16 protein-coding genes are annotated in these 17,506 nt (G+C 43.5%); 7 read left to right on the top strand and 9 right to left on the bottom strand.

Features of this window, described 5'->3' with window-relative positions:
* Window positions 1-102: 102 nt before the first annotated feature.
* Together ACE1CM_RS42070 and ACE1CM_RS42075 are read right to left on the bottom strand one after the other, a co-directional pair.
* A complete protein-coding gene (locus tag ACE1CM_RS42070) occupies window positions 103-1,167 on the bottom strand; it encodes a methyltransferase (RefSeq protein ID WP_374885235.1) in 1,065 nt (354 codons plus the stop codon).
* A gap of 617 nt (window positions 1,168-1,784) precedes the next feature.
* Window positions 1,785-3,188, bottom strand: coding sequence for an MATE family efflux transporter (locus tag ACE1CM_RS42075; protein ID WP_374885237.1), 1,404 nt, complete (start codon window positions 3,186-3,188; stop codon window positions 1,785-1,787).
* Window positions 3,189-3,446: 258 nt separating this feature from the next.
* Here ACE1CM_RS42075 and ACE1CM_RS42080 point away from each other — a divergent pair, with 258 nt between their 5' ends.
* A complete protein-coding gene (locus ACE1CM_RS42080) occupies window positions 3,447-4,136 on the top strand; it encodes a TIGR02466 family protein (RefSeq protein ID WP_374885238.1) in 690 nt (229 codons plus the stop codon).
* 31 nt (window positions 4,137-4,167) lie between these two features.
* Here ACE1CM_RS42080 and ACE1CM_RS42085 read toward each other — a convergent pair whose 3' ends face one another.
* The 3 genes from ACE1CM_RS42085 to ACE1CM_RS42095 form a co-directional block, all read right to left on the bottom strand.
* Complete coding sequence (locus ACE1CM_RS42085; protein ID WP_374885239.1) at window positions 4,168-5,493, bottom strand: cytochrome P450; 1,326 nt, start codon at window positions 5,491-5,493, stop codon at window positions 4,168-4,170.
* Window positions 5,494-5,561: 68 nt separating this feature from the next.
* A complete protein-coding gene (locus ACE1CM_RS42090; protein WP_374885240.1) occupies window positions 5,562-5,810 on the bottom strand; it encodes a hypothetical protein in 249 nt (82 codons plus the stop codon).
* Between the two features lie 99 nt (window positions 5,811-5,909).
* Window positions 5,910-7,448 (bottom strand): RNA-guided endonuclease InsQ/TnpB family protein, encoded by a 1,539-nt coding sequence (locus tag ACE1CM_RS42095; RefSeq protein ID WP_374885287.1) that lies wholly within the window; start codon window positions 7,446-7,448, stop codon window positions 5,910-5,912.
* A gap of 51 nt (window positions 7,449-7,499) precedes the next feature.
* Here ACE1CM_RS42095 and ACE1CM_RS42100 point away from each other — a divergent pair, with 51 nt between their 5' ends.
* Window positions 7,500-7,685: a hypothetical protein gene (locus ACE1CM_RS42100; protein WP_374885241.1), complete on the top strand. Its 186-nt coding sequence runs from the start codon at window positions 7,500-7,502 to the stop codon at window positions 7,683-7,685.
* A 123-nt stretch (window positions 7,686-7,808) separates the two neighbouring features.
* Here the strand turns inward: ACE1CM_RS42100 and ACE1CM_RS42105 are convergent, their stop codons facing one another.
* Together ACE1CM_RS42105 and ACE1CM_RS42110 are read right to left on the bottom strand one after the other, a co-directional pair.
* Entirely contained in the window at window positions 7,809-8,000 is a 192-nt protein-coding gene (locus ACE1CM_RS42105; protein ID WP_374885242.1) for a hypothetical protein, read from the bottom strand.
* A 17-nt stretch (window positions 8,001-8,017) separates the two neighbouring features.
* A complete protein-coding gene (locus tag ACE1CM_RS42110; protein ID WP_374885243.1) occupies window positions 8,018-8,545 on the bottom strand; it encodes a hypothetical protein in 528 nt (175 codons plus the stop codon).
* 325 nt (window positions 8,546-8,870) lie between these two features.
* On the opposite strand from ACE1CM_RS42110, the gene ACE1CM_RS42115 reads away from it, so the two are divergent.
* From ACE1CM_RS42115 to ACE1CM_RS42135, 5 genes are all read left to right on the top strand, one after another.
* Window positions 8,871-9,113 (top strand): type II toxin-antitoxin system Phd/YefM family antitoxin, encoded by a 243-nt coding sequence (locus ACE1CM_RS42115; protein WP_374885245.1) that lies wholly within the window; start codon window positions 8,871-8,873, stop codon window positions 9,111-9,113.
* Window positions 9,110-9,364: a type II toxin-antitoxin system VapC family toxin gene (locus tag ACE1CM_RS42120; protein ID WP_374885247.1), complete on the top strand. Its 255-nt coding sequence runs from the start codon at window positions 9,110-9,112 to the stop codon at window positions 9,362-9,364. The genes ACE1CM_RS42115 and ACE1CM_RS42120 overlap by 4 nt, the downstream gene beginning before the upstream one ends.
* A gap of 147 nt (window positions 9,365-9,511) precedes the next feature.
* Entirely contained in the window at window positions 9,512-11,050 is a 1,539-nt protein-coding gene (locus ACE1CM_RS42125; RefSeq protein WP_374885248.1) for an alternate F1F0 ATPase, F1 subunit alpha, read from the top strand.
* A gap of 228 nt (window positions 11,051-11,278) precedes the next feature.
* The gene (locus ACE1CM_RS42130; RefSeq protein ID WP_374885250.1) at window positions 11,279-12,520 is read left to right on the top strand and encodes a hypothetical protein; all 1,242 of its coding nucleotides are present in this window, start codon (window positions 11,279-11,281) and stop codon (window positions 12,518-12,520) included.
* 340 nt (window positions 12,521-12,860) lie between these two features.
* A complete protein-coding gene (locus ACE1CM_RS42135; RefSeq protein WP_374885252.1) occupies window positions 12,861-13,772 on the top strand; it encodes a F0F1 ATP synthase subunit gamma in 912 nt (303 codons plus the stop codon).
* Between the two features lie 196 nt (window positions 13,773-13,968).
* On the opposite strand, the gene ACE1CM_RS42140 is transcribed toward ACE1CM_RS42135, so the two are convergent.
* A complete protein-coding gene (locus tag ACE1CM_RS42140; RefSeq protein ID WP_307731505.1) occupies window positions 13,969-14,439 on the bottom strand; it encodes a PleD family two-component system response regulator in 471 nt (156 codons plus the stop codon).
* Window positions 14,440-14,511: 72 nt separating this feature from the next.
* Window positions 14,512-17,409, bottom strand: a complete 2,898-nt coding sequence (locus ACE1CM_RS42145) for a response regulator (protein ID WP_374885253.1) — start codon at window positions 17,407-17,409, stop codon at window positions 14,512-14,514.
* Window positions 17,410-17,506 lie beyond the last annotated feature (97 nt).

A 17,506-nucleotide genomic window follows, 5' to 3' on the forward strand; every position in this document is an offset into this window, starting at 1 on the left:
GCGATGGAAGTACCTGTTGTGAGTGCGATCTTAATTTGAGAAGAGTTTGATCTGGTCAAAATCTTCTCAATTCTTCACATTATGCTCAGTCTTTAGGGAGATTTAGGGAGAAATAGGTAGATTTTTTCTAACTGTTTTTACTCCCTCAATCACACTCAGAGAGGACTGCGTAGGAACAATCTTGATCAGCTGGAATTTTGACTTCTCCATGAGGATACGATACTCTGCTTCTGTACGTTCGCACCCACCCGGACAAAGCACTAACATCTGTAGGTCAAGCATCTTGCTAAAAGAGGGTTGATTTCCGGATGGAATGACTTGCTCTACAAGTAAGAGTTTCCCATGCTCTGGCATTGCCTCATAACAACGCTTGAGGATAGCGATCGCCCTTTCATCATCCCAATCATGAATGACATACTTGAGTATATAAGCATCCCCTCCTGCTGGCACAGATTCAAAAAAGTTACCTGCTATTAGCTCACAGCGGTCTAAAATTCCGGCTTGTTCAATGAGTGATTTTGCTCCTTTAATCGCTTCGGGTTGGTCAAATAAAATTCCCTTCATTTTGGGATAGGCTTTGAGGATGTCCGTTAATAACTTCCCCTGTCCCCCACCAACATCTACCAAAGTTTGGACATCAGAAAAGTCGTAATCTAAAACTATCCCTGGGTTTTGAAGGGTTGAACTCCTAGTCATTGCCTGATTAAAATTGTTTCCGGCTTCGGGATTTTGAGCATAGTAATCCAAAAGATTCATCCCATACAAATGCTCAAATGCACTCTTCCCAGTTTGTATGCTGTACATTATCTCACCCCAAGCTCGATACTGTTCCTCACCATTCATAATTACTCTCGCCTTTAGGGAGTCAGGGACATCACTCCGTAAGTAATTTGCCAGTGGTGTGAGAGTAAAATAACCGGGTTCTGTTTCCTCAAAAACTTTCATACTGGCGAGTGCCCGTAAAAGTCGATAGAGGGAACGCTCGTGGGTTGACGTTGCACTTGCCAAATCCTTGCAACTCCTAGAACCATCCTTTAACAAATCGGCTATCCCTAGCTTAGCGGCTGCATAGATAGACTGGAAGATCCAACTGCCATATCTCATTTGTAGGAACACCATTTCTGGGGAAAAATCACTTGCAACTTGGGTATTTGCCGAGCGGTTCATAACATTTAGCTGAGAATTTTGCATTTAATATCCTATTAAATCATGGAAATTGGCTGAAATAGAAGGTTGGTGCAACCAGGGGCAACTAAAACCATGAGGAGATAAGCTGCTACGCACCTAATTTGAGAGTCAAATTTTGCCTTCTTCTTGTGGGGTGGGCCGGAAAGCCCGCCTCTTTATTGGATTTAAATGCGTAGCAGCTTAAGACTTTCCAAGGGTAAGGAAAATCGATGACATGACTGCAATCCTTGAAACCAATAAGTAGGTGAGTATAAATAAACTGAACATGGGGCGGGCGTCCCGCCCACCCCACAAGAGAGCTGAAATTCTTGTGGGGTGGGCATTCTGCCCGCCCTATGCTTACATAACTATTTTCACTTTATTTCCCTCCACCTACTTACTGTGGCGTTGATTTCAGCCGATTTTTTCCTCAAATCAATTGCAGAAAATTGCTTGGCGTTAGCGAAGCAGCTGATGAAGAAGCATCCCTAGCTATACATGACTGCGGGTATTGAAAAAAGAACAGGTTCAATCCCTTCCTAAGCAAGGGATTGAAGTCGCGATCCTACATGTGTATCGGGTAACTTCCGTTTTAGACAAAGCTATTGTAAAATCCTTTAAGTACCCGATGATTGCAATTCAGGAGCGGGTATTTTGTGAAAATTCACAAGATAAAACCGCACCATTAAAATTATGCCCGAAATTGCCGTAGCCAGAATTAAACCATACCAGTAACCACTCCCTCCCCAACCTAAAGTTATTGCCATTATATATCCTCCACCTAATCCAATACCCCAGAATATCAATATGTTAATTAGCATGGGGACGCGGGTATCCTGCAATCCGAGCAAAGCCCCCACTCCAATTATTTGAATTCCACAAAAAAATTGGTAGATTCCTGCTAATTTTAGAAAATAAGTTGCTCGACTAATTGCCACGGCATTATCGGGATTATTGATATCCAAATAAATTGCGGCAATCGGCTGAGAAAACAACTCAAAACCTAACGCAACAACACTGGCAAATAGTACATTAAATGTCACATTGAGCAAGGCTGCCCTCATCGCTCCCAAAGCATTCTTCTCTCCCATCATCTGCCCTACTCTCGCTGTAGCTGCCGCAGAAATTCCTACTGGAATTGTTAAAAAAAGGTCTGATGTCTGAATGGCAATTTCATGGCCTGCTAAACTTGCCGTTCCCAAGGTTCCCATCAGCCAAGCCGTTGCCGCGAAGAGTCCCAGTTGCATTCCCAACTGAATCCCCATCGGCCATCCAGTCTTAAAAATTTTCACAAATAGCTCTTTATCAAACTGATTCAGCTCGTGAAAAAGCTTGTAATCTCTACTTTTTGGATGGAAATAAATCACCATAACTGCTGCGCATAAGCTCACCCAATAAATCAGGGTAATTCCCCAGCCGATCCCAGCTAAACCAAGGGCAGGAAAGCCCATGTATCCAAACATCAGGACGTAATTTACAGGGACATTCAAAATTAAAGATGTAACTATAATTACTATGCCAAATTGGGGAAAATTGATCGCAGCAGCAATTCGTTTTAAATGTAAAAAGCTGAGGGCAGCAGGCAATCCCCAAACTAGAGCGTGTAAATAGCTTGTTGTCAATACTATGGTGCTTTCTTCTTGACCTAATAATTGCAAGATAGAGCCACAGTTCCATATTATAAGCATTGCGGGTAAGGAGATAGCAACTGCCAGCCACAGCCCCTGACAATTAATACGGGTAACTCGATCTATTTCCTTAGCTCCAAAAGCCTCAGCTGCAAGCGCTCCTCCTCCTGTCAGAATACCAACGCCAACCACTAATAAGGTAACAAAAGTGATTGTACCCAAAGCACCCGCAGCTAAATTTTGAGTACCAAGTAAGCCCATCATTACCGCATTTACTACAGGGATGCCAGCCTCAGCTAGTTGAGCAAGTGCTAAAGGGGCTGCCAATCCCAGGTTAACGAGTGCTTCTTTTTGCAGCTCTGACTTAAATTCTGTTAAGGTTATTTGGTTCATGAACTTGATATAAGTTTAATAACTCTCTGAACTCAAAAAAAATACGACTTGGGTTAAAACAGGGTGCAATCAAAACCAGTGATTGTGCCTCAATCAAACTTGGGTTTGCTAAAAGAACAGATTTCTGGCAAACTTCAGTTTATAATCTATCATATCATGTCCGGTTATATTGCTCTTGTTTGTAGTAGGTACAGAGAGTGCCCCAAAATCTTGTTATTTCAAGCACTAAGCGTGCTGACTACGAACCTTTTTAATACGATGCTACCGAACCATGATATCATCTCGACGGCTAGACGCTCGCTTACAACTACAACGATGAACTATCAGGGATTAAAAATAAATATTTTGTTTCCAACCCTGCTTGGAGAAACCGAGTTCCCAGGTTGCGAAGCTCTCAATCAGGACTTGGCAGCTTATATTCGCAATCTTGAGCAAAACGAGCGCGACTACTCACAATTTAGCACTGTTAACCATGGCTGGCAGTCTAGCTTAAATTTCCTAGATTCTGGCGTTCCTGCTATCCAAACGCTTAAGCATTTTATCAACAACCAAATCGAAATTTTTTTGAAAGAGTGGGGGAAAGCTAGTTTTAGCGGGTCCACTCCTTCAACTTTTCACTATAGCTATAAAGGTTGGGCAGTTATTTTGAGACAGGGAGGTTTCCAGTACGAACACGTTCATACCAAAACTGACCTTGTTGGCGTCTACTATGTAGAAGTTCCTACAGCACCTTCGGCAGCAGAGTCTGGCAACTTGACTCTTATCGATCCACGTAGTGGGCGAGTTGCTTCTCGCTCTATTTGGGAAACTGCTCAGTATACCGTTCGCCCCAAACCCGGTATGTTTCTTCTATTTCCAAGCTTCTTACCCCATAGAGTTAACCAGGTACAAGCGGCGGGTGAACGTATATCAATCAACTTAGATGTTAGCTTGCACCCTAGTTCTTAAACTCTAAGAATTGCGTCCTTAGCTGCGTACTCTATTTCCTAGGCATTACCCTCATCCATACTCCTGGGTGAGGGTGCAGAGATACCAAACCGCGTGGTTTGACAACCTCGTTTGAGGCTAATTCAAAATTGCACAAGCGTAGCATCGCCGCTAACATAATTTGCAGTTGGCTAACAACTAACCGCCCTGTCGGACACCTACGTGTTCCCCCTCCAAATGGAAAGTAAGCAAAAGTTGGGCGTCCTTCCGATTGCTCTGGTAAAAACCTCTCTGGTATAAAATCTTTTGGTCTCTCCCATAAGTCTGCCTTTCGCTGCATAGTATAGGGCGATAAGGAAATAATTGCTCCTGACGGAATTAGAGTTTCCCCTATTCGCTCCGCTTTAATTGCCTGCCTGCTTAATATCCATGCGGGTGGGTATAAACGCAAGACTTCCATTACCACCAGTCGCAGATAAGATAATTTGGAAATGTCTTTAACTGTAGGTTCGCGATCGCCAACAATCCGATCCACCTCGTTATATACCCTCTCTAGCACTTCTTGGTGCTGCACTAGTTGATAAATTACCCAGCACAGTGCTGTTGCCATCCCATTGTAACTATTTAACAATGTTCGGACGATTGTTGTCTTGAGATCCTGCGATACCTCGCTATTAGGTGTTACTAACCCAGCACGACGAGCTATCCCCGCAGCTATTCCGTTCTCTACTGCGATCGCTTTTTGATAGCTTTGCTCTATCGGCATAAGTTCGGCTGCTGAAATACTACGCTTCAAGTAGGATTGATTGAACGAGTATTCTTCTGCAAAATTTACTGCACTTACAAATGCTTCGCTCCAATCGCTAACCTCTATATTAAACAGAATTTTTGCCATGCTGCCAAATAGCATCTGCTTCGTTTCGATATCTATCTGAACACGTGTTACTTTTGATCGCTTTTCCCACTCCCAGACAGTTGCTGTCGCCGCTTTAGCTATGTCGCTGACTATCCCCTCAAATGTTTCCGTTTGATTTCCAGAGTTTCTATGTAAATTCAGTAAAAATACACCCTCATGAGTATATTGTTCTGCCAACTCCGCGTATTGATGATATGGATTTTTGTAGTTGGCTTGATTTTTTACCAGGACGTACTCAACATGTTCTGGTTTATTAATCAGGAAAGCTGGCCAACCATCTACTAAATAAGATACTATGTCCTCACCAGTCCGGCTCAAATTTAAGTAAAACGCTGCATAGTCTTTTTTATCTCTTATAACTCCTGCTGGCATTAATTTAAAAGCTTCCCTCATGGCAGCAATCTTTTCTTCTAGATTTACTGCCTCGTCTAGCTCTTCTTGTCTATTAGTATGTGGACACATAATTAGCTATAAACTACAATGCTCCAGTAGAGCGCCCTTCTGCTTTGCGGTACTGGAGCGGCATAGATTTACGCGACTGCTGGTGCCGCGTAGTTATAAGCTGCTGCTTCTGGTGCCGCGTAGTTGTAAGCTGCTACTGGTGTGGCATCTGTCGGTGCCGCGTAGTTGTAAGCTGCTGCTGCTGGTACGAAGTAGTTGTAAGCTGCTGCTTTTGGTGCGACGTAGTTGTAAGCTGCTACTTCTGGTGCCGTGTAGTTGTAAGCTGCTGCTTCTGGTGCCGCGTAGTTGTAAGCTGCGCTTGTTGGAGAACCTGACATCTCGGGTTCTCTGCCTACCACTTCTGCATTCTCTGGGAGTTCTGCTTCTACTCTGAATTTGCTCAGTTCAGCTTCTGGAATATTTTGACACTCCCCGCTCTAAAGAAACGGGGATTCTCCAGATTTTCTGCCATATTTTCTGGATATCCGTTTGTCAGCAATTGTGTATTTAGTTAAATCAAACAAGCTTAACTGAATATTCAATTGCTCATAGGCATGGTTCCTGGACTCAACCCCATTAGGCGTTGATTTCTTCACAGGCGTAACTTTCCCACAGTCCGCAGGTAGTGTCTTTTTATTTTTTGGAAAGACAAGTCCAACACGCTTTGCTATTTCTCTTGCAGCCTTCGTATCAGCGTGATCGGCATAGCCACAGTTGGTACAGATGAATTTCTCACCACTGCGATTTTTTTTGTCAATATGTCCGCATTTTGGGCAAACTTGGCTTGAATGTTTAGGGTCAACAGCGATAAGTGGTTTACCTGACTTGGCAGCCAACCAAGCAATTTTCTTAAACAAGTCACCCCATCCACAATCAAGGATTGCTTTGCTTAACCCAGATTTAGCCGTTGCACCATTTTTTAGATAACCACCAAAGCCATTGTGCAATGGTTTGGCACGTTTAACCATTCCTTTAATGTTTAGGTTTTCAAGCGCCATAACATCAGCAGCTTTGACAATCCTGCTAGCAGCTTGCCAGTTATAGCCATCTCGTTTCTGAGATAGTTTGTGCTGAGTTATCGACAATTTTTGATATGCTTTAGCCTTGTTTTTAGAACCTTGCCTTTTGCGGCTGATGGCTCGTTGACGCATCGTTAAACGCCTAGCTGTCCTATTATTGGTAGTCGGTCTAATATTCTCAACAAAACTACCATCAGATATTGCGACTAGCTTATTAATGCCTACATCTATGCCAACAACTGATGCAGCTTGCTCAATAGGTAGTTGCTCTGGTAACTCGAAAGGCACTTCCACTAAGATGGAGATAAACCAGTAACCACCAGTCCGTTTAACAGTACAAGTTCTAATGTCTTTGACCAGGCTGAAATCTCTGCTATTGTACATCTTCACATTTCCAATGCCAGGGATGTAAACAACAGCATAGCTTTCTCTACTAGAAATTAATTTTACTCTTCCAGGTGTGTACTCAAAGGAATCTAACCTTCTTAGATACTTAGGGAAACCTCTTCCATGTTTCCATAAATTGTTAAAAGCTGTATCCAATTTAGCGAGATTGCGCTGCAAAACCGTTGAATCAACCCTAGCAAAAAAGGAATTTTTATGGCGTAACCTGGTAGTTAATTTCATCTGAATGCCAGAGGCATTGTCCCACTTAATCGTACCTTTGGAACGCTTTAAAGCCAGTTCTAAGTCATCAGGGATAACTCCATGTTTTAACACAGGGCAAGTTAAAGGACAGCACGAGCCATATTCAATCCTTGAAGAGAGATTGCAGTAACTACCCCAAGCATAAGCGATCGCCTCATCGCATTGGGAATTGTTTGTGTTAAACCCTTGTTCTCTTTGTTTAAGTGCATAATTCCGATGTTTCCTTAAAGTAATTAGCCATTCTGACATTTGCTTTTCTTGTTCTAAAGTTGGCTTTAATTTAAAATTCCATCGGCATTGCACTTGCATCACCACCTTTTATTTGTTAACTTACATCTAGTATAGATATCACTTCTAGATATGTCAACTGGAAAAGGCAAAAAAAGGATAAAAAATAGCCCGGTGTTGTATAATGAGTTAAAAAAACGACGCTGTGTTTTAATAACTGATACAGCTTGGCAGATGCTAACTAAGCAATCTCAGTTACAAGGTGTAAGTATCAGCGAATTGATTGAAACTTATGCCAGAAAGCTGATAAGCGAATAAATTCGCTCGTGTCCGTTTCATTCCTGCTCTAAAGAGACAGGGCTTTCAACGTCCCGGTTAGTCTAGGTAAAAGTTTCCTTCCCGATCTCGAAAAATCATGATTTTCTGCCTTTCTCAACGTGTTTAAACCTGTCGATTGCTTGATTCACCCCAAGTACACCGCTTGCCTAATAGCAGTTTTTCTTGTTCGACGCGAGCAAGATACCGCCTTAGTATGTGCCGATCCCCTTGATGCAAAAAAATTTGAATTGCCGAATCTAGGGGAATTTTTGAGGTTAAATCTACTTTTACCGACATCTGGGCTTGATTATGCACGAATGTCCAGAGGAATGTCAAGTTTTTTCTTCTATCAACTTGACATCGAACTCAAGTTTACAGATAAAAAGCAGACTAGGCTTAAATTTATGGTGTCTCGCTCTCAACTCCCGCCCTTGCGTCGAGAATCCTGCACATTCACTCTGAAAGCGTCCATACCCAATTGCTTCTCCTAACTCGTTGCCAAAGAAGGCAGATTGGAGTGAGGGGTTGAGGGTGACTTGTTGCCAAAATTGCTGTCGCAGTTGCTCAAAGTCTTTGAGGTCAAAGGTTCCCTGCTCTACTGCCAGATGGTTCGCGGCGACAACTTCTTGGGGGGCGTGTAGGTAGGAGGTGAGGCGATCTTGAATCCGCAGCGATACCTGTTGCGTGAGTTGATCTGCAAGTTCCCTCACCGATTGCTGTCCATTTTGAGCAGACAAATAACCCACTATCCCCACCGCTCCCACCAATTGCAACATAAATGGAACGGTGAGCAACACTCGGATCGGAATGTTGGCAAAGTGCTGATACCAGCGTTTGGGTAAACTCGCTCTTTCCGTCATGTAGCGATCCTATCAAAGCAGGTGCATCGCCAGCCCTTCAGGCGCGAGTAGCAATTGGGGCGCTCAATTAGTGGCTCATATCATGTTCGGTTCTTCACCCATAGTTAAGAATGACTTGGGAGAACGGTGAAACGGTGACGGGTCGAGATTTTTATTTAGGGTAATTAGGGGGACATGATATCAAATGTTTAGCTTTCTCGAAACTGTCCGGTTCCAAGGAGAAGAAGCGATATGCCTCCCTTACCCGAAGCTCTCCCGCAACTTTATCAGTATTTTTAGTTTGAAAGCGTTATCTTGTAAATGTCAGTGAGTCTAATACAGTTACATGATGATAACCATCAGCCTTGATGAGATTCAGCGCGATTTGCTGGGTTACCTCCAGCGCGTACAAGCAGGCGAAACGTTTGTGATTCTTCAAGCAGATAAACCTGTGGCAGAAATTAAGCAAGTTCGTCTAAGTGCTAAGCAGTTTCGACCTTTTGGTTTGTGTGCGGGAGAATTTCGCACACCAGACGATTTCGATGCACCTTTGCCAGAAGAAATCATCGGACAGTTTGAGGGTAAATGAAGCTGCTGCTAGACACGCATATTTTTCTTTGGTACATCAGCGGTGACAACCGTTTGCCAGGTGCTTTGCGCGATGACATTCGCAACGGCGATAACGAAGTTTATCTGAGTGTTGTGTCAATTTGGGAAGCCATCGTCAAGTACCAACTAGGCAAGTTACCATTGCCGGAACCACCAGAAATCTATCTGCCAAAACAGCGAGAACAGCATTTGATTTCTAGCCTTTCGTTAGATGAAGCAAGCGTTGCATAACTGGCGAAACTGCCACTGCTGCACCGCGATCCATTTGACCGTATGCTAATCTGCCAAGCAGTGCAACACAATCTAACCATCGCAACTATGGATGGTGCGATTCGCGCCTACCCAGTTGCGATCGCACCATAAAACAAAGGCGTTAATATGAGCCAAGATAACCAAGTTCTACAAACAGTTTTAGACAACACCTTCACGACCTTCGATCGCGTACTAACCACCCAAAAACCCGACTTAAAATCCCAGGAAATTGGCATTGTTAAATTCATCGGTCAAGGGATTGCCCGCGTCGCCGGATTACCGGCGGTAAAATCAGAAGAAGTGGTGCAATTTCGGGGAAATGGAATGGGAATGGTATTCAACCTCGACCCCGATGAAGTGGGCATTATTTTGTTAGATAAAAGCGAACATCTCAAAGCAGGTTGCGAAGTGCGCCGCACTGGAAGAGTATTAGATGTACCCGTGGGAAAAACGCTGCTGGGACGAGTCGTAGACCCCCTGGGGCGTCCTTTGGATAATAGGGGTTCGGTGCGGGTGTCGCAACGCCGTGCGGCGGAAAGAGAAGCGCCGGGAATTATGGATCGCGCCCCGGTAACCGTGCCATTGCAAACAGGATTAAAAGTGGTAGATGCGCTAATTCCAATTGGACGGGGACAGCGAGAATTAATATTAGGCGATCGCGCGTCTGGAAAAAGCGCGATCGCTCTCGATACCATCATCAATCAGAAAGATAAAGACGTTCTCTGCGTCTACTGCGCCATCGGACAGCGCAGTTCTTCTGTTGCTAAACTAATTGCCGATTTACAAAAATACGGCGCAATGGACTATTCTTTAGTAGTCGTAGCAGCAGGAGAAGAACCGCCGGGATTGCAATTTATTGCCCCCTACGCAGCAACGGCAATGGCAGAATATTTCATGGAACAAGGAAGGGATGTATTAATTATCTACGACGACCTCACCGCCCACGCCCGCGCCTATCGGGAATTATCCTTATTATTGCGCCGTCCGCCCGGTCGAGAAGCATTTCCAGGCGATATTTTTTATATCCATTCTCGCTTGTTAGAACGTTCAACTCATTTGAATGCAGAAAAAGGTGGAGGTTCGTTAACAGCACTGCCGATGATCGATACAGAATCCCAGCATATTTCCGCCTACATTCCGACTAATTTAATCTCGATTACAGACGGGCAAATTTACCTGTCTCCTACCTTATTTCAAAAAGGCGTCATCCCTGCGGTTGATGTGGGAAAATCGGTATCGCGGGTAGGGGGAAAAACCCAACTCCCCGCCTATCGTGCCGTCGCCGGAGATTTGCGTCTATCTTATTCTCAATTTGAAGAATTGGAAGTCTTTTCCCGCTTTGGAACCAGGTTAGATGAAGCAACTCGCAAAACCCTAGAAAGGGGAAGGCGAGTACGGGAAGTTTTGAAACAAAATCAATACGAACCCATGCCAGTGGCAGAACAAATTGCCGTATTGCTGGCAGTAACATCGGGAGTATTTGATGATTTGGCGATTGAAAATATTGCCGCTGCGGAAAAAGCCGTTGCCAAAGCAGTGACAGAACAATTGCCCCAAGTGTGTAAATCCATCCAATCTGGCGAAAAACTCAACGAGGCAGATTTCACAGCGATTGTGAATGTAGCCAAGAATGCGATTGTAAATATTACTCCCTTAGCCCTATAAAACCATCTACCTCTTCATTTCTCTTACCTCTGCGTTCTCTGTGCCTCTGCGGTTAGTTAAATAGGTATTCTCCAGCCGCGAAGGGAGTAACCCCAAGTTTCAGTAACCAGTATAGGCTGGATAATTTCATGCGATCGCATCTCTTGTGCCAAACATTAAACTGACCCATTCTGGGTTGGAAAATGAGTAAATCGAATAAATTAAATCCAGTACCACCTATGAAAAAATATGCTTGCCAAAATTCGCCGCCTTTTCAATCAGTTTTTTAGGAATACAAGGACAATCAAAAACGAACCCGTAAATCAAGTGAGTTTGATTGTCATTATTTTGATTGATATTTTTATATTAATCAATGTTTTTGCCGGACTGGATGACATTAGCAGGTGGCATATCAGTCCTTACCAAGCTTATCCATGTTATTCCGAGTGGAACAATTACCGGAAACAAACCACTCAAGATAAAAACTATGAAATTGTCAGGGTTTCACTCCCCTATGACAGGAACAATCAACCCAGTTTTCAGCAAACCTATCAACAAGAAGCAGAAGGACATTTGGGTAAGATTTCTGCTACCTGCTTGCAGTATGCCGGTGAGAAAGACAAAATTAAAAATGCTCAAAATCAGGAAACTATAAAAACTATTGAACGGAAACAAGCAGAAATCAGCAGGTTGGAACAAGTCAATCGCAATATTCGTGCCCAATACGATTCGACGCTATTGGAAAAAATTGCAGGTCAACCTCGCGAACAATCTATTAATCAAGTCGGTGCAGAAAAAGCCAAACAGCAGTTAGAGCAAAATAACGCCACAATTTCTACACTGAAAACCGAAATCTCTAATCTTAAAAATGAATTGCTTGCCAAACCAGAAACCGCCAATTTTATTGCCTTTCTGAACAATGACGATAAATTTAAGCAAGTTGAAAAAGGCTATCAACATGCGTCATTTTGGTATCCAAGTATCCAACTTGGTTTTCAATCGCTGTTTCTGCTACCGCTGATTATCGGCGCTTTATCAGTTCACAAATTCGCCCAAAGAAGAGGATATGGACTGATCTCGCTAATTAGCTGGCATTTGCTGGTGATATTTTTTATACCGCTCATTCTTAAAGTTTTTCAATTTTTGCAAATCGGCGCCATATTTCAATGGTTATTTGATATCATTAGCGCCTTGTTGGGAGGATTGCTTTTCCTCATCAGCTATTTTTATATTTTGCTCATCCCGCTGGTTGGTTTTGGCATTATCAAGTTTTGTCAAAAAGTTGTCTTGAATCCTAAAATTCAGGCAGCGAACAGAGTGCAAAAATCGCGCTGTATTAAGTGTGCTAAGAAGATTCGGCGACATGATACCTACTGTCCCCACTGCGGTTATTATCAATATGTTGAATGCCAAAGCTGTCACAATCTTACTTATAAACATTTGCCGTACTGTAAAGATTGTGGAGCGGCTCAAAATCTCAGTAATTTGTAATTGTTGATGTCAAAACTATGTATTAGGACTTACTCACTTACATCATATATAGTGGTTGTGGTGCGTTACGCTTCGCTAACGCACCCTACATTTAGAGTCTTTGCGTAAGCACTGGCATATTTTTTCTGTAGGGTGCGTGACGCTGCGAGAATATTTCAAGGTAGCAATGAGACTTGTAACGTCACGCACCCTACATTTAGAGTCTTTGCGTAAGCACTGGCATATTTTTTCTGTAGGGTGCGTGACGCTGCGAGAATATTTCAAGGTAGCAATGAGACTTGTAACGTCACGCACCAACCACCGATTGTGACACGCAGCTTTAGTCCTGTCTCACAAAATCATGCCAGCAATTGATTCCCTCCAACGCCAAATTACCACCGCCAAAGAACTGCAATCGGTGGTAAAAACAATGAAAGTCCTTGCTGCTGCCAGCATTCGCCAATACGAAAGGGCAGTAGAATCTCTCGCGGAATATAACCGCACGATTGAAATGGGGTTGCAAATTGTGCTGGGTTATGCTAGTTCCGAAGGGCATAATTTGGCAGGAATAGAACCCGCTATAAATAACCGTTTGGCTGCGATTATATTTGGCTCTGACCAAGGAATGTGCGGTCAATTTAACGAACAAATTACCCATTATGCGATTAATCAAATCGAGCAATTACCCATAGCATCAGAAAACCGCACAATAGTAACCGTGGGGGCAAGGGTTATCCCACCTTTGGAAAATGCTAAAGTTACCATTGCATCCTCGTTTAATATGCCGAGTTCCCTTGCTGGCATCACGCCAATGGTGCAAGAATTGTTACTGCAAATCGAAGCTTGGCGTCAAACGCAACAAATTAATCGCATTATCTTGTTTTACAATCAACCCCGTTCTAACACATCCTACACGCCCCATACGCTGCATTTATTACCCCTCGATAGAACGTGGCTATCTAACTTGCAACAACAACCTTGGAACTCGCGCACGTTACCTATGTTCACGATGGATCGAAGTCGGTTATTTTCTGAATTAATCGGGCAATATTTCTTTATTTCTCTCTATCGTGCCTTTGCCGAATCTTTAGCGAGTGAAAACGCCAGTCGCCTCGCTGCTATGCAAGTTGCCGAGCAAAATATTGAAGAAAGATTATCCGAATTTAACGCTCAATTTCAACAGTTGCGTCAAACTGCAATTACTGAAGAAATTCTGGAAATTGTAGCAGGTTCTGAAGCGTTAGCTCAATCTGAAGAAATTGCTAATGGCTAATAGCTAATGGCAAGAAAAATAGTAAGCTGCTACGCATTTAAATCCAATAAAGTGGCGGGCAAGATGCCCACCCCACAAGAAGAAAGGAAAATCTGGCTCTCAAATTAGGTGCTTAGCAGCTTATATTGCTGAAGCTTATGATAACTTCGCGTTCTTCGATTAGCAATTAGCAATTAGCAATTAGCAACTTGCGTTATTACTGCAAAAATGCATTAAAAAGATTAAGCGTTCGCAGTTGCTGAGTAGCTGCTAAAGCATCGTACTGGAGCTTAATTCTTAACATCGATCTCACCCTCGCTCGCATTTCGATACTGTTAATGGGTTTTGACAAAAAATCATCTGCACCTGCTTCGAGAGAGCGGGCTAAATCTTCTTTAGAACTTAAAGCTGTGACCATAATAATGGGAATGTGACACCAACGCTGATTGGCTTTAATTTGCTGGCAGGTTTCCAATCCGTCCATTTCTGGCATCATTAAATCTAATAAGATAACATCGGGTTGAATTTCCTCAATTTGATTTAATGCTTCTTTGCCGCTGGATACGTAAGTTAAGTCATAACCTTCTCGCAGAAGCAATCCTTCAATTACTTCAAATATGCTTTCTTCGTCGTCGATAATTAGGATGCGAAGTTTTTTATGATCTGGTTGATTTTGTGGGTGAGTCATTAGTTATTTTTCTTATTTGTTGGTATTAGCTATTAGTCATCTGACGGCGCTGAAGCGCCTACTACGAACATACTACGAAGCTGGTAGGAAGTGCGCGATCGCTTCGGTGAGCTTTGGCAAACTTACGGGTTTCGTAAGATACTCGTTTGCCCCGGCTTCTAAGCATTTTTCCCGATCTCCCGGCAAGGCGAGGGCAGTCAGGGCAATAATCGGAGTTGCCGCAATTTCCCCATCGGCGCGGATTTGCCTGGTTGCTTCTAAGCCGTCCATTTCGGGCATCTGGATGTCCATTAGCACCAGGTCGGGTTTTAGCTGTTTTGTCATTTGAACGGCTTGGATGCCGTTGACTGCGGTTGCCATTCTATAACCTTTTAGTTCTAAATATTCAACTATTGTATAAATTGTTGTCTCGCTGTCCTCTGCCAGTAGAATTAAAGGTGTTGTTGCCGCAGTAGGCTTGGGGTTGTCAGTGGCATCGCGTTTGGCGATCAGCTTGCGTAACGCTAGCTGAAACTGATGGCGGGAAAAAGGTTTGACCAGATACTCGCACACACCCAAGTCCCCAGTTCGCGCGGGTTTATCCACCACGGAAACAATCAAAATGGGAATGTGCTGCGTCCTCTGTTCGCTTCTCAGTTGGGCCAAAACATCCCATCCGGAACGATCTGGCAGCTGTAAATCTAAGATTATCGCATCTGGGTTTAATTGCAGAGCGGCTTCAGTCGTCCCGGTTCCCAGAGAATGGATAGTGTAATTTTTTACTCCTAATTCTAATAAATAATGGGCAACTTGTTCCGCAGCGGGTGCAGAATCTTCGACGATTAAAACTTGGTTGAAATTGAAACAGTAGGGATAGGAAATGCAAGATTCTGGATGGGGGATCGCTTCTGATTTCTGACGCCAAGGTACGGACACGGTGAAGCGACTTCCCTTTCCGACTTCGCTTTCTAAACATACAGAACCACCGTGTAATTCTACAACTTGTCGCACTAACGCCAGTCCCAACCCAGTACCAGCATAGCGCCGGTTTAAAGCACCCTCTAACTGTACAAAAGGTCGGAAGAGTTTATGGATATCTTGTGGTGCAATCCCGATACCAGTATCGACGACACTAAATTGCACAATTTCCCGTTCTCGATCTGCTTGAACTTCGAGCCAAACTTCACCGCCTTCCGGGGTAAATTTAACCGAATTACTGAGTAAATTAATCAGCACTTGTCGCATCCGCCGTTCATCGATTTCGATTTTGCCGATTTGGGGTGGAACCTGACAAGTTAATTGAATTCGTTTTTGATGCGCTTGCTGTCTGACAAAGGCGAGACTGGCATTGCACAACCCTGAAATATCCGTGGGAGCGAGTTGCAATTCCATCTTTCCCGCTTCAATTTTAGAGAGGTCGAGAACATCGTTGATCAGTTCCAGCAAGTGTTGACCGCTTTGTTCGATGGTGGCTAATTTCTGGTGCTGTTTGGCAGTCAAAGGACCAAAAGTTTCTTCTCGCAAAACTTCAGAAAGTCCGAGAATTGCAGTCAGAGGGGTGCGGAGTTCGTGGCTCATGTTGGCGAGGAATTCGCTTTTGGCTTGGCTCGCTGCAAACGCTGCTGCTGCTGCTTGTTGCCGCTCTATTTCTGCGTCGTTTCTGGCTAAACCAATCGCGACTATTTCTCCTACGAGTTTGAGTAGGTTAATTTCTTCTGCATTCCACTGTTTGGCAATATGGACGGTGACTAAACCAATACAGCCTACGAGTTGGTTTCGATGCAGTAGGGGAATGTTGATTAATGAACGGATAGATAGGCAAGTAAGTGCTGTTTTGTCGGCAACTGCTTCGGGGGGTAAATTATCAACATCGCTAATCATTACGGTTTTACCAAGCAGGAGTTGCTCGTACATCCAAGGGAAAGTTTCGACGGGGATTTCTTGCAATAATTCAGTTTGCGGATCGGCTGTTTTTGCACACCATTCGTGAGTCATACTCAAGTATTTTTGCTGGTCGCAGAACCGAATAATGTAGCTGCGATCGCTCCCAGTATATTCCCCAATCTTACTCAGGGTAAAATCAATCGCCGTGTCGATATCTTGGTCGAGGAAAGCGCGGGAAATATTTAAGAGTAGGTTATCCATTGTCCCTCGCCGTTTTTGCGCTGCTTCTGCTAAGTAGCGATCGCTTATATCCCGCGCTACCCAAACTACTGTATTTTCTGAGGTGGGCGCAATGCTGGCAATAAACCAAATTTGTCGGTTTTCTAGTTCTAGGCTGTATTCAAAATTAATCGGTTGCTGTATTTCTAAAGTTTGCTTAATTTTACTGTTAAAAATCTCGGCTTTGTCCCCAGAAAAAAGTTCGATTGTTTGACCAAGGATATCGGTATCAGGCGGGTAAAAGCGATCCGGATTCGTTGGCGCAATTTTAAGACTGTTATCCTCCTCATTGATAAACAAAACGATATCGCTCATCGCTTCAAAAAAACCCCGCATCTCCATCTCAGAATCCCGTAACCTTTTTTCTAGAACCTGGCGTTCGCGAATTTCTTTTTGTAGAATAGTATTTTGTTCGAGCAGTTGTTTTTGCAGCGATCGCAAGCGCAATTGATTCTCGACGCGGGCTAAAACCTCTTCCACGTGAAATGGTTTTGTGATATAATCCACTCCCCCAATAGAAAAGGCTTTAATTTTATCTAAAGTATCGTTCAAAGCACTTAAGAAAATCACCGGAATATCGCGAGTTGTTTCCCCCGCTTTAAGCTGTTGACAAACCTCAAAGCCGTCCATTTCTGGCATCATAATGTCGAGCAAAATTAAATCAGGAGGTGCTAACTGTGCCGTGGCGATCGCTTTTTGACCTTTGGGTACGCCTCGCACTTTATAGCCTTCCTGGGTCAGCATATTAGAAAGCAGGCGCAAATTTTCTAGGGTATCGTCAACGATGAGAATATTGGCTTTTTCGATAGCAATAAACTGGTTGTTCATTGTGTTTTGTTTAGATGGGGATGGATGAGCGATTAGCTATTAACGCAAGTTGCTAGTTAAATTGCTAATTGCTAATTGCTAATATAGGAGGTTTACT

Origin of the sequence: Microseira sp. BLCC-F43 (genome assembly GCF_041929235.1) — a bacterium.
Lineage (GTDB): Bacteria > Cyanobacteriota > Cyanobacteriia > Cyanobacteriales > Aerosakkonemataceae > Microseira.

What these genes read in the sequence shown, in the direction of transcription:
- ACE1CM_RS42070 (WP_374885235.1), bottom strand. Translation starts at nt 1,167, where the DNA reads ATGAACCGCTCGGCAAATACCCAAGTTGCAAGTGATTTTTCCCCAGAA.
- ACE1CM_RS42075 (WP_374885237.1), bottom strand. Translation starts at nt 3,188, where the DNA reads ATGAACCAAATAACCTTAACAGAATTTAAGTCAGAGCTGCAAAAAGAA.
- ACE1CM_RS42080 (WP_374885238.1), top strand. Translation starts at nt 3,447, where the DNA reads ATGCTACCGAACCATGATATCATCTCGACGGCTAGACGCTCGCTTACA.
- ACE1CM_RS42085 (WP_374885239.1), bottom strand. Translation starts at nt 5,493, where the DNA reads ATGTGTCCACATACTAATAGACAAGAAGAGCTAGACGAGGCAGTAAAT.
- ACE1CM_RS42090 (WP_374885240.1), bottom strand. Translation starts at nt 5,810, where the DNA reads ATGTCAGGTTCTCCAACAAGCGCAGCTTACAACTACGCGGCACCAGAA.
- ACE1CM_RS42095 (WP_374885287.1), bottom strand. Translation starts at nt 7,448, where the DNA reads ATGCAAGTGCAATGCCGATGGAATTTTAAATTAAAGCCAACTTTAGAA.
- ACE1CM_RS42100 (WP_374885241.1), top strand. Translation starts at nt 7,500, where the DNA reads ATGTCAACTGGAAAAGGCAAAAAAAGGATAAAAAATAGCCCGGTGTTG.
- ACE1CM_RS42110 (WP_374885243.1), bottom strand. Translation starts at nt 8,545, where the DNA reads ATGACGGAAAGAGCGAGTTTACCCAAACGCTGGTATCAGCACTTTGCC.
- ACE1CM_RS42115 (WP_374885245.1), top strand. Translation starts at nt 8,871, where the DNA reads ATGATGATAACCATCAGCCTTGATGAGATTCAGCGCGATTTGCTGGGT.
- ACE1CM_RS42120 (WP_374885247.1), top strand. Translation starts at nt 9,110, where the DNA reads ATGAAGCTGCTGCTAGACACGCATATTTTTCTTTGGTACATCAGCGGT.
- ACE1CM_RS42125 (WP_374885248.1), top strand. Translation starts at nt 9,512, where the DNA reads ATGAGCCAAGATAACCAAGTTCTACAAACAGTTTTAGACAACACCTTC.
- ACE1CM_RS42130 (WP_374885250.1), top strand. Translation starts at nt 11,279, where the DNA reads ATGCTTGCCAAAATTCGCCGCCTTTTCAATCAGTTTTTTAGGAATACA.
- ACE1CM_RS42135 (WP_374885252.1), top strand. Translation starts at nt 12,861, where the DNA reads ATGCCAGCAATTGATTCCCTCCAACGCCAAATTACCACCGCCAAAGAA.
- ACE1CM_RS42140 (WP_307731505.1), bottom strand. Translation starts at nt 14,439, where the DNA reads ATGACTCACCCACAAAATCAACCAGATCATAAAAAACTTCGCATCCTA.
- ACE1CM_RS42145 (WP_374885253.1), bottom strand. Translation starts at nt 17,409, where the DNA reads ATGAACAACCAGTTTATTGCTATCGAAAAAGCCAATATTCTCATCGTT.